This is a genomic window from Geminicoccus flavidas, from assembly GCF_009806515.1.
Lineage (GTDB): Bacteria > Pseudomonadota > Alphaproteobacteria > Geminicoccales > Geminicoccaceae > Geminicoccus > Geminicoccus flavidus.
In genome coordinates, this window is record NZ_WUJP01000562.1 from 1 (window position 1) to 12,968 (window position 12,968).

13 protein-coding genes are annotated in these 12,968 nt (G+C 69.4%); 7 read left to right on the forward strand and 6 right to left on the reverse strand.

The features are described from left to right. Positions 1 to 546 (reverse strand): response regulator transcription factor (locus EQG76_RS16095; protein WP_159715256.1); only part of this gene is annotated, 546 nt, incomplete at its 3' end. 119 nt (positions 547 to 665) lie between these two features. On the opposite strand from EQG76_RS16095, the gene EQG76_RS16100 reads away from it, so the two are divergent. The 4 genes from EQG76_RS16100 to EQG76_RS16115 all read left to right on the forward strand — a co-directional run bounded on the left by EQG76_RS16100 (position 666) and on the right by EQG76_RS16115 (position 5,449). Continuing rightward, complete coding sequence (locus EQG76_RS16100) at positions 666 to 2,654, forward strand: LTA synthase family protein (RefSeq protein ID WP_159715258.1); 1,989 nt, start codon at positions 666 to 668, stop codon at positions 2,652 to 2,654. After that, positions 2,651 to 3,367 carry a phosphatase PAP2 family protein gene (locus tag EQG76_RS16105; RefSeq protein ID WP_159715260.1) on the forward strand — a complete coding sequence of 239 codons (717 nt, stop codon included), beginning with the start codon at positions 2,651 to 2,653 and terminating at the stop codon, positions 3,365 to 3,367. Before EQG76_RS16100 ends, EQG76_RS16105 begins: the two co-directional genes overlap by 4 nt. After that, entirely contained in the window at positions 3,364 to 4,269 is a 906-nt protein-coding gene (locus tag EQG76_RS16110) for a diacylglycerol/lipid kinase family protein (RefSeq protein ID WP_159715262.1), read from the forward strand. The genes EQG76_RS16105 and EQG76_RS16110 overlap by 4 nt, the downstream gene beginning before the upstream one ends. Positions 4,270 to 4,345: 76 nt before the next feature. Next, positions 4,346 to 5,449: an endonuclease/exonuclease/phosphatase family protein gene (locus EQG76_RS16115; protein WP_159715264.1), complete on the forward strand. Its 1,104-nt coding sequence runs from the start codon at positions 4,346 to 4,348 to the stop codon at positions 5,447 to 5,449. 30 nt (positions 5,450 to 5,479) lie between these two features. Here the strand turns inward: EQG76_RS16115 and EQG76_RS16120 are convergent, their stop codons facing one another. Next, entirely contained in the window at positions 5,480 to 6,514 is a 1,035-nt protein-coding gene (locus EQG76_RS16120) for a sulfate ABC transporter substrate-binding protein (protein WP_159715265.1), read from the reverse strand. A 273-nt stretch (positions 6,515 to 6,787) separates the two neighbouring features. Here EQG76_RS16120 and EQG76_RS16125 point away from each other — a divergent pair, with 273 nt between their 5' ends. Continuing rightward, positions 6,788 to 7,237 (forward strand): RrF2 family transcriptional regulator, encoded by a 450-nt coding sequence (locus EQG76_RS16125; RefSeq protein ID WP_159715266.1) that lies wholly within the window; start codon positions 6,788 to 6,790, stop codon positions 7,235 to 7,237. 186 nt (positions 7,238 to 7,423) lie between these two features. Next, the gene (locus tag EQG76_RS16130) at positions 7,424 to 8,839 is read left to right on the forward strand and encodes an FAD/NAD(P)-binding protein (RefSeq protein WP_159715267.1); all 1,416 of its coding nucleotides are present in this window, start codon (positions 7,424 to 7,426) and stop codon (positions 8,837 to 8,839) included. A 5-nt stretch (positions 8,840 to 8,844) separates the two neighbouring features. On the opposite strand, the gene EQG76_RS32255 is transcribed toward EQG76_RS16130, so the two are convergent. The 4 genes from EQG76_RS32255 to EQG76_RS16145 form a co-directional block, all read right to left on the reverse strand. Further along, positions 8,845 to 9,900: a sensor histidine kinase gene (locus EQG76_RS32255; RefSeq protein WP_321573472.1), complete on the reverse strand. Its 1,056-nt coding sequence runs from the start codon at positions 9,898 to 9,900 to the stop codon at positions 8,845 to 8,847. Beyond that, positions 9,803 to 11,572: a sodium:solute symporter family transporter gene (locus tag EQG76_RS32260; RefSeq protein ID WP_235031398.1), complete on the reverse strand. Its 1,770-nt coding sequence runs from the start codon at positions 11,570 to 11,572 to the stop codon at positions 9,803 to 9,805. Before EQG76_RS32260 ends, EQG76_RS32255 begins: the two co-directional genes overlap by 98 nt. Then, entirely contained in the window at positions 11,569 to 11,763 is a 195-nt protein-coding gene (locus EQG76_RS16140; RefSeq protein ID WP_159715269.1) for a hypothetical protein, read from the reverse strand. Before EQG76_RS16140 ends, EQG76_RS32260 begins: the two co-directional genes overlap by 4 nt. Before the next feature lie 73 nt (positions 11,764 to 11,836). Continuing rightward, entirely contained in the window at positions 11,837 to 12,229 is a 393-nt protein-coding gene (locus EQG76_RS16145) for a response regulator transcription factor (protein WP_159715270.1), read from the reverse strand. A 170-nt stretch (positions 12,230 to 12,399) separates the two neighbouring features. Between EQG76_RS16145 and EQG76_RS16150 the strand changes: the two genes are divergently transcribed. Beyond that, positions 12,400 to 12,968 (forward strand): ATP-binding cassette domain-containing protein (locus EQG76_RS16150; RefSeq protein ID WP_159715271.1); only part of this gene is annotated, 569 nt, incomplete at its 3' end.

Consider the following 12,968-nt stretch of genomic DNA (forward strand, 5'->3'; position numbering starts at 1 on the left):
CAGCCCGTAGAGCCGTTCCTCCAGCAGGTCGCGCACCACCACCCGGCCATCCGCGCGCAGCAGCTGGTCCAGGAGAGCCAGCTCGCGGCGCTGCAACGCGAGCGGCACGCCGCCTACGCTGGCCTCCCGCCGCACCCGGTCCAGCTGCAGACGGCCGAGGCTCAGCAGCTCCGTCCTGCGGTCGCCAGGCCGCCGCAGGACCGCGCGCAGCCGCGCCTCCAGCTCCATCAGGTCGAAGGGCTTGACCAGATAGTCGTCCGCCCCAGCGTCCAGCCCACGGATCCGGTCAGGCACGGCGTCGCGCGCGGTGACGATCAGCGCCGGCAGCGCCCAGCCGACCCGGGCGCGGATCCCGGCCAGGAGATCCAGGCCGTCCAGGTCCGGCAGCCCGAGGTCAAGGACCATGGCGTCGTACCCGACCACTTCCACGGCGGCCAGCGCGTCCTGACCGCCAGCGAACGCGTCCACGACGAAGCCCCGCCCGGTCAGGTGATCGTGGACCACCTCGCGCAGCGTCGGATGATCTTCGATTAGAAGGATCCTCATGTCATCGGTCACGATTGGAAGGCCGGTCGCGTTCTCATGGCACGCCGTCAGGTTCCGGTCAGCCAACGCGGCGATCAGCATTGGGGAATTTCACGTTTCCCCGAGGGTGCAAGCTCCCGATGATCGGTTCCTTCCAGGTGCGCGCCGGCCGCGCCACCTTATTGCAGCGTCCGCTCACCGCCGAGACGCGCCTGTGGTTGACCTGCCTGGCACTGTTCCTGTCCCTCGCCAGCCTCGTGCGGGTGGTGCTGGCGGTCTGGGTCCATGTGGCCGGCGAGCCCGGGCACGGCGGTGCCCTGCTGGCGGCGGTGTTCTCCGGCATCGGCCAGGACCTGGCGGTCGGCCTCTGGCTCACGTTCCTCCTGTTCCTGGCCTTCCTCCTGCTGCAGCCGCTGTTCTGCCGCCGGTTCGGCCGCTGGCTCGCCCATCTGCTTGGCTATGCGCTGGTGACCGCGCTCGTGTTCTGCGCAGTGGCCGAGCTGTTCTTCTGGAACGAGTTCGACAGCCGCTTCAACGGCATCGCGGTCAACTACCTGATCTTTCCCAAGGAGGTGATCGGCAATATCGGCGAGAGCTTCGACCTATCGCTCTACCTGCCGCTGGTGTCGGTCGCAGGCGGCTGCCTCTACCTCCTGGTCCGTCCGGCCTTGGCGGCGGCCATCGCCGGCCCCCTTTCCCGCCGCCGTCGGCTGGCCCTGGCCGGCATTGGCGCGCTGGCCCTGCTCCTCCCGCTGCCGGTCCTCGAGCACGGTCCGGTGGCACTCGGTCATGACCGCGAGGTGGCCCAGGTGGCGGACAACGGGCTGCGCAGCCTGTTCCAGGCCCTTCTGACCAACGACACCGACTATGACGGTCTCTATCCGACCGTCGATGAGCGCACCGCGGTCCGGACGCTGCGCGCTTCGGTAGCGCAGGACAATACCCGCTTCCTCAGCCCGGATGAGCCCGGCCCGGCGGGCGGGCGCAGCCTCTGGCGCCATGTCGCGAATGGTGACCGGACCAAGCGGCCCAACATCGTGCTGGTGATCGAGGAGAGCTTCGGCAGCACCTATCTGGACGGGCTCGACAACCGGCGGGGCTATTCGATCTCCCCGGAGCTCGCCCGGCTGGCGCAGGACGGCCTGCTGTTCACCAACATCTATGCCACCGGCGACCGCACGGTGCGAGGCCTGGAGGCGCTGCTCACCAGCTTCACGCCGATCCCTGGCATCTCCACCGCGAGGCGCTCGGGCTCGGAGGGCATGAATTCCCTGCCCTTCCTCCTGAAGCGGCACGGCTACCGCACCGCGTTCCTCTATGCCGGCCAGGCTGAGTTCGACAACATGGGGCATTTTTGGTCGACCACGGGGTTCGACGAGGTGCTGGACCAGAGCGACATCGCCGACCAGGGCTTCTCGACCATCTGGGGCGTGGCGGACGAGTATCTGTTCACCGAGGCGCTCCATCGCCTGGACCGGAGCACGGCCAGCGGCCAACCGGTATTCATGGGCATGCTGACCGTCTCCAACCACCGCCCCTACACGTTCCCTTCCGGAGCGGTGCGCCCGGACCCGGCCATGGGAGCGAAAGAGAATGTCGCGCACTACGCCGCCTGGGCGTTCACCGACTTCATCGAGCGCGCGCGGAGCCGTCCCTGGTTCGAGGACACCGTGTTCGTGTTCGTCGGTGACCATGGCCCGAGGGTCGCGGGTGCGGCTCAGGTGCCGGTGGAACGGTTCCGCGTGCCCCTGCTGTTCTATGCGCCCGGCCTGGTGGCACCCAGGCGCGACGCCACTCTGGGATCGAGCCTGGACATGGCGCCGACCCTGCTGGGCCTGCTCGGCTGGAGCTATGACAGCCCGTTCTTCGGCCTCGACCTGCGCCGCGTCCCGCCGGGCGAAGGGCGGGTGGCGATGGCGCACAACTATTCGGTCGCCTATGGTCGGCATGGGCAGCTCGTGGTGCTGGGGCCGCAACAGGACCTGACCGGCTATCGCCTGATCGCTGGCCCTGCCCCTCTGGGCGAGGCAGTGCCGGCCGACCCGGCGCTCGCGACCGAGGCTATCGCCGTGACCCAGACCGCGCACCGCATGTTCTACGGCCATCAATATCACGAGCTCGGGCAATGACCGGCGCGGCATCGACGGCCTCGCCCACGCCATGGTCGGCCTGGCTGCGCCCGGCCCTGCCGCCCATCCTGCTCCTGCTCCTGGCCCTGCTGCTGAGCTGGTCCCCCCTGGACGTCGCCCTGCAGCACTGGTTCCACGACCCGGCGGCCGGCTGGCTCGTGGACGCGAAAGCACCCTGGTCGCGCCGCCTGTTCTATGACGGACCGAAAGTGGCGCTGGTCATCCTGGGCGTCGTGCTGAGCCTGCTGCTCCTCCTCGGCTTCTGGCGACGCGGCCTGCGCGGCATCCGGCGCGAGCTGGTCTTCCTGCTCCTGTGCCTGGCGCTGGTGCCGACCGCGGCGAACCGGCTGAAGCAGGTCACCGACGTCTATTGCCCGAGCCAGACGACCGAGTTCGGCGGGCGCTATCGCCACGTGCCGCCGTTCGGCTTCCATCCGGAAGCCAAACGCTCGCCTGGCCGCTGCTTCCCCGCCGGCCATGCGTCGGGCGGCTTCGCCCTGCTGTCGCTGGGCTGGCTGTCCGGCCAGCGCGCCTGGCGCATCGCCGGCGTCGGCCTCGGCCTTGCCGCGGGCAGCGTGATGGCGGCATATCAGATGGCAAAGGGTGCTCACTTCCTGAGCCACAGCCTGGCCACACTGGCGCTCGCCTGGCTGATGATCGCCATGCTCGCCTCCTGGTTCGGGCTGCCCTGCCGCGAGGAGCCGCCGCCATGACCCTGGCCGCAACCGCCACCCTGGAGCGGGTCCTGCGGGTGCAGATCATCCAGAATCCCACGGCCGGCCGGCGGCGCAGCGCGAAGGTGGTGGCACTCGCAGAGGCCCTTGAGGCCAGGGGCATCGTGGTAACAGTCCGGGCAACTGGCGCCGTGGGTGAGGCCGAGCATCTGGCCCGCCAGGCGGCCGAGAGCACGGACCGGCCGGACGTGCTGGTGGCCGCCGGCGGCGACGGCACGATCAACGAAGCCGCCAACGGCCTGCTCGGCAGCGACCTGCCCCTGGCCATCCTGCCGACCGGCACAGTCAACGTGCTGGCGCGCGAGCTCGGGATCGGCGGCTCGGCCGAAGAGGTCGCGCGCATGGTGGCGGCCGGCCGCTACGCCCAGGTCTGGCCGGGCCTGGCGAACGGGCGCGCCTTTCTCCTGATGGCCGGAATCGGCTTCGACGCGGCGGTGGTGGCGGCCGTCTCGCCGGATACCAAGCGCCGACTGGGCCAGCTCGCCTACCTGCTGGCCGCAGCGAGGCTGTGGTGGCGCTGGCAGCCGGTCCACCACGAGCTGCATGTCGACGGCGTCCGGCACCGCGCCGTGTCGGCGATCGCGGCCCGCTGCCGGCTCTATGGCGGATCCTTCGTCAGCGCCGCGGATGCCAGGCTCGACGAGCCGCATCTGCATCTGGTGCTGTTCGAGCGGTCCGGCCGGCTGGCAGCACTGGGCTATGCGCTGGCGCTGGCCACTGGTCAGCTCCATCGCTGGCCGGGCGTGCGCCACCTGCGGACGGCCGGCTGGGAGCTGGCGGTGGTGGACCATCTCCAGCTGGACGGCGATCCGGTGGCCGCGACCGCACTGCGCCTCGCGATCTCGGCACAGCCGCTGCGGATCGTCTGCGCCGCACCCTGAACCGCTGCGGGACGGTGGTGTTCTTGCCCTATGCCGGATAGGCATGACGGACAGGCTTGGGAGGCAGTAGCGCGCGATGGCATGGCTGGACTGGCTCGTGCGAACACTTGCGCTCGTGCCGATCGCGCTGACGGTGCTGCCGCTCTGGCGCACGCCCAGATGGTGGGTGCGGGTGTGGGACTATCCGCGTCTGCAGCTCGCCGTGTGGCTGGCGGTCATGGCGGTGGCCGAGCTCGTGCTGCTGGAGCTGGCACCGGCGGGCGTCTTGATCCTGGTGGCCACGCTCGCCTGCCTCGCCTGGCAGCTCGCCCAGATCTGGCGCTACACGCGGCTGGCGCCCCTGCAGGTGCAGGACGCGGTGGCGGACGGCTCGGACCGGATGGTCAGCGTCCTGATCGCCAACATCCTGCAGACCAACCGCGACGCCGGGCGGTTCCTCGCCGAAGTCCGCCGGCACGACCCAGACCTGGTGCTGGTGGTCGAGACCGACCGGTGGTGGCAGGAGCAGCTTGCCCCGCTGGAAGCCGCCTACCCGCACCGGGTGCTGCATCCCTTGGACAACACCTACGGCATGCTGCTCTATTCCCGCCTGCCGCTGTCCGAGGTGACGGTCCAGGACCGGGTCTCGCAGGACATCCCGTCGATCTCCGCGATGGTCCGGCTGCGCTCCGGCCAGCTCGTGCACCTGCACTGCGTCCATCCCGAGCCGCCGCAGGTGGACAACGACGTGGAGCAGCGCGACGCCGAGCTCCTGCTGGTGGCCGAGCAGGTGGCACAGGACGGCGGGCCCACCATCGTCTGCGGCGACCTGAACGACGTCGCCTGGTCGCACACCACCCGGCTGTTCCAGCGGATCAGCGGGCTGCTGGACCCGCGGGCCGGGCGCGGCCTCTATCCCACCTTCCACGCCGACTACTGGTTCGCCCGCTGGCCGCTCGACCACGTGTTCCACGACACCTGCTTCCGGCTGGTCGAGCTGCGGGTGCTGGGCCATGTCGGCTCGGACCATTTCCCCGTGCTGGTTCGCCTGCGCTTCGATCCAGACGCCGAGCAGGCGCAAGCGCCGGCCCAGGACGAACCGTCGGCGGCCGATCACGAGGAGGCCAAGGAGAGCATCGCGGAGGGTTTTGCCGCGGAGCGGGCGGAGCAGGCGGAGCGGCTGGATCCCGGAGGCGCATGAGCACCCGGCCGCCCCGCGGGTGAGGGCGGTTCAGCCGCCCCGGTAGATGCGGTCGAACACGCCGCCATTGCTAAAATGCAGGGGCTGTGCCTTGGACCAACCGCCGAACGCCTCGTCGATGGTGACGAGCTGCAGCTCGGGGAAGCGCGCGATGTCCTCGGGCGTGGCATGGCGCGGCTCGCGCGGGCGGTAATAGTGCTTCGCCGCGATCCGCTGGCCTTCGGGGGCGTAGAGATAGTTCAGGTAGGCCTCGGCCACCTTGCGCGTGCCCTTGGCGTCCACCACCCCGTCCACCACCGCGACCGGCGGCTCGGCCAGGATGCTGAGCGAGGGCACCACGATCTCGAACTTGTCGGCGCCAAATTCGGCGAGCGACAGGAACGCCTCGTTCTCCCATGCCAGCAGCACGTCCCCCTGCCGGCGCTGGACGAAGGTCGTGGTGGAGCCGCGCGCCCCCGTGTCCAGGACCGGCACGTGCCGGAACAACTCGGCCACGAACTGTTCAGCACTGGCGGTGTCGCCACCCGGCTGCTGCTCCGCCCAGGCCCAGGCGGCCAAGTAGTTCCAGCGCGCCCCGCCGGACGTCTTGGGATTGGGGGTGATGACCTGGACGTCGTCCCTGACCAGGTCGCCCCAATCCTTCAACCCCTTGGGATTGCCCTTGCGCACCAGGAACACGATGGTCGAGGTGTAGGGCGTGCTGTTGTGGGGCAGGCGCTGCTGCCAGTCCTTGGCGATCATGCCGCCATGCTCGGCGATGGCGTCGATGTCGCCGGCCAGCGCCAGGGTGACGACATCGGCATCCAGCCCGTCGATCACCGCACGTGCCTGCTTGCCGGAGCCGCCATGCGAGGCGCGCACCGTGACCTCCTCGCCGGTCTGGTCCAGCCAGGCCTTGGCAAAAGCCTGGTTGAACTCCTGGTAGAGCTCGCGGGTGGGATCATAAGAGACGTTGAGGATCTCGGTGGCGGCCCGGGCGGGCCGGACCGCGGCAAACGGCGCCAGCAGGGCTGCACCCCCGGCCACCAGCGCCCCCGTTGCGTGACGCCGGCTGAGCTTGGTCATCTCGCTCTCCTCTGCCGCGCGGCCACCCTTGGCGGCGCGGCCTGTTCCAGCAGGGGGCCGCCTGCCGCTCCGTACCGCGCCAGCCCCTCCGCCTAGCGAAGCTGATATAGCTAATCATTTTTGTCAACAATAGCGCCAGTTGTGCCATGATCCGGGGCTATCGCACGCCCCCTGTGGCTCTGCGGAGCGTTCGGGGCATTGATGTGTGGATGGCATTCGAGTTACTTGACCGGAATTATGGTTTTGGCGGCAAGCCGCCATTCTGGAACGAGCGTGCTCACCAACAAGGGCAAGTACGGCCTGAAGGCCATGGTCCATCTGGCGAAGTTGCCGGAAGGAAAATCGACCCAGGCAGCCGAGATCGCGGAAGCGAACGGAATTCCCAAGGCTTTCCTGGACACCATCCTGCTGGACCTGCGCAAGGCGGGCTTCGTGCGCAGCAAGAAGGGGCCGGGCGGCGGCTTCATGCTGGCCCGCCCCGCTTCCGAGATCCGCATGGGCTACGTGGTGCGCACCCTGGACGGGCCGATCGCCCCGATCCCGTGCGCCCGGCGCAAGGGCAACCAGCCCTGCGACGACTGCCGTGACGTCGAGACCTGCTCGGTGCGCATCCTGATGCAGAGCGTCCGCGATGCGATGGCCGACGTCCTGGACCGGACCACGCTGGCGCAGATGCGCGACCGAGTGGGCCCGGCGGCGACGACGGAGGATTTCGCGATCTGACCGCTGCGGGCGGCGGCCTGGCAGTGACTGCAGGCAAAAATAATCTATAATTTTTATCGATTTTATCACATGCTGTGCTCCGGCAACGACCACGCCGATGGAGCCGGCAGGGCTGGCGTCACCCGCCACCGCCCTCGCCCTGCCCTATCCAGGCGACAACAGGGAGCACCAGCCATGGGACGGCGAATGGCAGCCCGCAGCGGCGCTGGCCGCACCGTCACGGTGATCGGCGGCGGCTTCAGCGGCACGATCTGCGCGATCCATCTCCTGCAGCATCTTCGCGGCGACGACCGGGTGGTCCTGATCGAGCGGGAGCGGCAGCTCGGTCGCGGGGTGGCGTTCGCCACGGCCGAGCCAAGCCATCTCCTGAACGTGCGCGCCGAGAACATGAGCGCCTTCCCGGACGAGCCCGAGCACCTGCTGCGCTGGCTGGACCGCCTGCCCGCGGAGGAGCGCCACCAAGGCGCCAAGGCGGGCGCGGCCGGTACCTTCGTCCAGCGCGGGCTCTATGGCCGCTATGTGCGCGACCAGCTGGCCGCCGTGCTGCGCGCCGGCCGGCATGCCGACCGGCTCACCATCCTGAACGAGCAGGCCACCAGGCTGGTGCGCCACGGCACACGCTGGCACCTGGCGACCCGGAACGGGCGCTCGCTGGAAACCGACATCGCCGTGCTGGCGACCGGCAACTTCCCGCCTGCCCCCCTGCCCTATGCCGGCTGCGTCGACAATCCCTGGCAGCCGGAGGCGGTGGAGGAGATCGACCGGGACCATCCAGTGCTGCTGCTGGGCAGCGGGCTGACCATGATCGACGTGGTGCTCCGGCTGGTCGACCGCGGCTTTCGCAGCACCATCCATGCCCTGTCCCGGCGCGGGCTCCTGCCGCGTACCCATGCGCCGGCACCGGCCTATGCCGGCCTCCTTCTCGATGCGGAGGACCGTCGTTCCCTGGTGAGCCTGACCCGCGCCGTGCGGCGCGAGATCACCCGGGCACAGGTCGCGGGCTTCGGCTGGCGGTCGGCGATCGACGCCCTGCGCCCGCACAGCCAGCTCTTGTGGCAGGAGCTGAGCCCCGCCGACCGGCGCCGCTTCGTGCGTCATCTGCGGCCCTGGTGGGACGTCCACCGCCACCGCGCAGCCCCGGAGGTCGCCGAGCGGATCCACCGGCTGCAGGCAGAAGGCCGGCTCGTGCTGCATGCCGGCCGGCTGGAGGCGCTTGAACCGTCCGGGCCCTGGTCGAGCGGGGCGCTGGTCACCTACCGGCCGCGCGGGGCCGCGGCGAGCCTCGCCTTGGAAGTGCAGCGGGTGATCAACTGCACCGGCACCGCGGTCGACCTGGCCGCTGTGGACGACCCGCTGATCCGCCAGCTACTGGCATCGGGCACGGTGCGGGCGGACGGGGCCAGGCTCGGCCTGGACTGCACCACCAGCAGCATGATGATCGACGCTGCGGGCCAGGTGGTGCCGGGTCTGTTCGGAGTAGGACCGGTGGTGCGCGGCGCGTTCTGGGAAATCACTTCCGTGCCGGACATCCGCAGCCAGGCGATCGAGGTGGCGCGGCTAATCGGCCGGTCACTGGCCAGCACGGTGCCGACCGCCGCCTGACCCGGCTATTCGGCGGCGTCGGCCGCGTCGACCGCCGGCTTCGCGGTCTTGAGCGTGGCGACGAAGGCGGCACCGCCCAGCCGGGATGTTTCAACCCGCAGGGTGCCACCGAATGCCTCCACGATCTGCCGGCTGATCGACAGGCCGAGGCCGGTGCCCTCGGGCTTGGCGGTCAGCCGGTCGCCGAGCTGGATGAACTTGCCGAAGATCACCTCGCGCTCTTCCGGCGGCACGCCCGGCCCGTCGTCCTCCACCCGCAGCTCGACCTGATCACCCACTTCGGCGATCACGACCTGGATCCGGCCCTTGCCCACCGCAACGAATTTGCAGGCATTGCTGATCAGGTTGATCAGCACCTGCTCCAGCCGGTCTGGGTCGGCCTGCACGGCAAGGCCGTGGCGGCCCAGATCCAGGGTGAGGCTGACCTTGCGCTCGTCCAGCAGCGGGGTGACGCTGTCCACCGCGTCGCGCACGGCTGTGGATAGCGACACGGCCGCGGTGCGCCACTGCATTCGCCCGGATTCGATCTTGGACAGGTCCAGAATGTCGTTGATGAGCCGGGTGAGGCGCTCGGTCTCACGGGTCACTACGCCCAGGAAGTTCTCGCGCTCCTCCTCGGTGAGGTCTGGGTTGTCCCGCACGATCTCGGAAAAGGCTCGGATCGAGGTGAGCGGGGTGCGCAGCTCGTGGCTGACCGTCGCCATGAAGTCGTCCTTCATCCGGTCGACCTCGCGCAGGCGCCGGTTGGCTTCCCGCAGGTCCTGGGTCGCCCGCTCCAGCTCGCTCGATTTGCGCTCCAGCTCACGCGAATAGCGGATGAGCTGCGAGGTCTCGTCCAGGATCTCCATGACGTTGCGCGAGCCGATGCTCTCACTCTTGACCATCGAGCCGATCAAGGCCCGGGCCGAGGCCGAGCCGACGGCGCGGGCGAGCTGGCGCTCGGCGGTCTGGACCAGCCGGGCGTCAGCGCGGCCGTCCAGCGGCAGGCGCACGCCCAGGCGCCGGGCATCGGCTGCGAACAGCTCGGCGGTCCGCTCCGCACCCACGAACCGCTGGAGCATGTCGCGCAGGTCGCGGATCCGCACCTCGCCGCGCCACATCCGGGTGGCGTCCGCCCGTGACCAGACATCCACGAACATCTCGGCCTGGTTCCGGTCCAGCCCGGTCGCGTGGCCGAGCAGCGAGCCCAGCACCAGCCCCAGCAAGTTGAGCAGCAGCGACCAGAAGATCGCGTGGCCCGCGGGAGTCAGGCCCTGGAAGCCCAGCAGACTGTGCGGGTTGAGCAGCTCGAAGCCGAACGGACCACGGGTCAGCAGCTCCTCGCCGCAAAAACCCGGCCATGACGAAGGCCGGCAGGAGCAGCGTGTAGCACCACACTGCAAAACCCAGGCACAGCCCGATCAGGGCGCCGATCCAGTTGGCGTCGCGCCAGTACATCCCGAACAGGATGGGCGGGCCGAACTGCGCAGCCGCGAGCAGGCTGAGCACGCCGAATTCGATGAACGTCAGGTGGGCGCCGACCAGGCGGTAGAACAGGTAGCCTCCCAGCACGATCAGGACGATCGCTAGGCGCCGGATCAGGAGCAGGAGCCGGCTCGGATCGGCCGAGGCGGCGACGCTGAGCCAGCCCGTGCGCAGGAGAAACGGCAGGACCAGGTCGTTGCTGACCATGGTCGCCAGCGCGATGGTCTCGACCACGACCATCGCCGCCGCTGCCGACAGCCCGCCCAGGAACACCGCCACCGCGAGCGCGTAGGCACCATGGTCGAGCGGCAGCTGCAGGATGGTCAGGTCGGGCACCGGCACCTCCTGGAGGATGCCGGCCAGCGCCAACGGCAGGACGAACAGCAGGAAGAGCAGGAGATAGGCGGGCAGTGCCCAGGACGCCCGCGTCAGATGGCCGGGATCCTGGTTCTCGACCACCGCCACCTGGAACTGGCGGGGCAGGAACATGAAACCGAGCCCGCCGACAAGGGTCATGAGGAGCCAGTCCGTGCCGGACATGCCGGTGCCGTCGAAGGTCAGCAGCCGGTCGAGGCCCGCCGCCTCGACATGGGCGGCGAGGTCGGAGGGCCCCGTATAGAGCCAGAACAGCACGTAGCCGCCCACGGCCAGCATCACCACGAGCTTCACCACGCTCTCGAACGCCACCGCCAGCACCATGCCCTGGTGCCGCTCGGTGGCGTCGACTTGGCGGGTGCCGAACAGGATGGTGAACGCCGCCAGGCCCAGCGCGACGTAGAGCGCCGTGTCGGTGGCGAGAAACGGCGCGCCCTCGTGCACGCTGCCCCAGCTCAGGAGATGGATCGAGGTGGCGACGCCCTTGAGCTGCACCGCGATGGCCGGGGCGACCCCGATCAGCGCGATGCAGCTCACCAGGATGCCGAGCTTGGAGCGCTTGCCATAGCGCGCCGCCAGGAAGTCGGCGATCGAGGTGATGTGGTAGGCCTTGGCGATCCTCAGCATCTTGTAGAGGACCAGCGGGCTCAGGAACATCGCGATCACCGGGCCTAGGAAGATCGGCAGGAAGGCCAGTCCCCCTTCCATGGCTACGCCGATGGCGCCGAAATAGGATGCGGTAGTGCAGTACACGCCCAGGCTCAGCGTGTAGGTCCAGGGCCCGCCCAGGCTCCGGCCGAGGCGCGCGGCCCGGTCGCCATACGCGGCGACCGCGAACATGCAGGCGAGATAGGCCAGGGCCAGGAGCGGGACGAACAGCATCTGCCCGATCATGCAGGCGGCTCCGCCGTCCGGTCGGCCAAGCCGGGATCGGGCGCCCGCTCGGCCGTCCTGGCGACCAGGGCGATGGCCGCCAGCACGACGAGGCCGATCCAGGCCGGTAGCCACCCTGGCGCCAGCCGGTCCACCAGCTCGAACACCGGCGGCATGAGCAAGAGGAAGGTGACGATGGCGATCGCGACCATTTGCCGTCCGGCCCGCTGGGTGCGGGTCGCCCGGGCTAGCGGATCACGGCGGGGCGGTACGTAGGGCAAGGGTTCAGGCCACGCCCAGGATCGCGCGCACCTGCTCGACGAGCACCCGCGTCGAGAAGGGCTTGGTCACATAGTCGTCGGCACCCAGCGCCAGGCCACGCGCCCGCTCGGACTCGCGCCCGCGCGCCGTCAGCATGACGATCCGCGTGCGGTCCCAGCGCTTGTCCTGGCGGATGCGCTCGCACACGGCATAGCCGTCGAACTCCGGCATCATCACGTCCAGGAGGAGCAGGTCGGGCGGCTCGCGATCCAGCGCGTCGAGCGCTTCCCGCCCGTTGCGCGCGGTCTCCACCTGGAAGCCTGCCTTGCGCAGCAGGAATTCCAGCGACATCACGATGTTGGGCTCGTCATCCACCACCAGGATGCGTTTATCCTCCGCCGTCGCCGGGGCTGTCATCGGCATTGGCTCCTTGCAGGTCGGTATGGCGTCCTCCGGCCAACCTAGAATGCGAACAAGCCACAGCGAACTAGCGGAAGCGCTTCACCTTCCGCCCTGCGACACCACATGGTAGACGGCGCGCGTTCGTCGAATTCCCCTTCCAGTACGTTTCTCAACCGGAGCGGTGCATGGCATCCTACCAATACGTCTACGTGATGCGGAATCTCTCGAAGATCTTTCCAGGCGGCAAGAAGATCCTCGAGAATGTCACGTTGGCGTTCCTGCCGGGTGCGAAGATCGGCGTGCTCGGCGTCAACGGTGCTGGCAAGTCGACCCTGCTGCGGATCATGGCCGGGATCGACCAGGACGTCAGCGGTGACGCGATGCTCGCCGAGGGAGCCAAGGTCGGCTACCTCGCCCAGGAGCCGCAGCTCGACCCGGACAAGAACGTCCTGGACAACGTGCTGATGGGTGTCGGCGAGACCAAGGCACTGCTCGACCGCTTCGACGCGGTCTCGGCGCGCTTTGCCGAGGAGCTGTCCGACGACGAGATGAACGAGGTGCTGGCCGAACAGGGCGAGCTCCAGGAGAAGATCGACGCGGTGGACGGCTGGAACCTCCAGCGTACCGTCGACATCGCCATGGACGCGCTGCGCTGCCCGCCGGGCGATGCGGACGTCACCAAGCTGTCGGGCGGCGAGCGGCGCCGCGTGGCCCTGTGCCGCCTCCTGCTGAGCCAGCCCGACCTCTTGCTGCT

Coding starts and splice junctions, on each gene's coding strand:
- EQG76_RS16100 (WP_159715258.1), top strand. CDS start 666: ATGATCGGTTCCTTCCAGGTGCGCGCCGGCCGCGCCACCTTATTGCAG.
- EQG76_RS16105 (WP_159715260.1), top strand. CDS start 2,651: ATGACCGGCGCGGCATCGACGGCCTCGCCCACGCCATGGTCGGCCTGG.
- EQG76_RS16110 (WP_159715262.1), top strand. CDS start 3,364: ATGACCCTGGCCGCAACCGCCACCCTGGAGCGGGTCCTGCGGGTGCAG.
- EQG76_RS16115 (WP_159715264.1), top strand. CDS start 4,346: ATGGCATGGCTGGACTGGCTCGTGCGAACACTTGCGCTCGTGCCGATC.
- EQG76_RS16120 (WP_159715265.1), bottom strand. CDS start 6,514: ATGACCAAGCTCAGCCGGCGTCACGCAACGGGGGCGCTGGTGGCCGGG.
- EQG76_RS16130 (WP_159715267.1), top strand. CDS start 7,424: ATGGCAGCCCGCAGCGGCGCTGGCCGCACCGTCACGGTGATCGGCGGC.
- EQG76_RS32255 (WP_321573472.1), bottom strand. CDS start 9,900: ATGCTCCAGCGGTTCGTGGGTGCGGAGCGGACCGCCGAGCTGTTCGCA.
- EQG76_RS32260 (WP_235031398.1), bottom strand. CDS start 11,572: ATGATCGGGCAGATGCTGTTCGTCCCGCTCCTGGCCCTGGCCTATCTC.
- EQG76_RS16140 (WP_159715269.1), bottom strand. CDS start 11,763: ATGGTCGCGATCGCCATCGTCACCTTCCTCTTGCTCATGCCGCCGGTG.
- EQG76_RS16145 (WP_159715270.1), bottom strand. CDS start 12,229: ATGACAGCCCCGGCGACGGCGGAGGATAAACGCATCCTGGTGGTGGAT.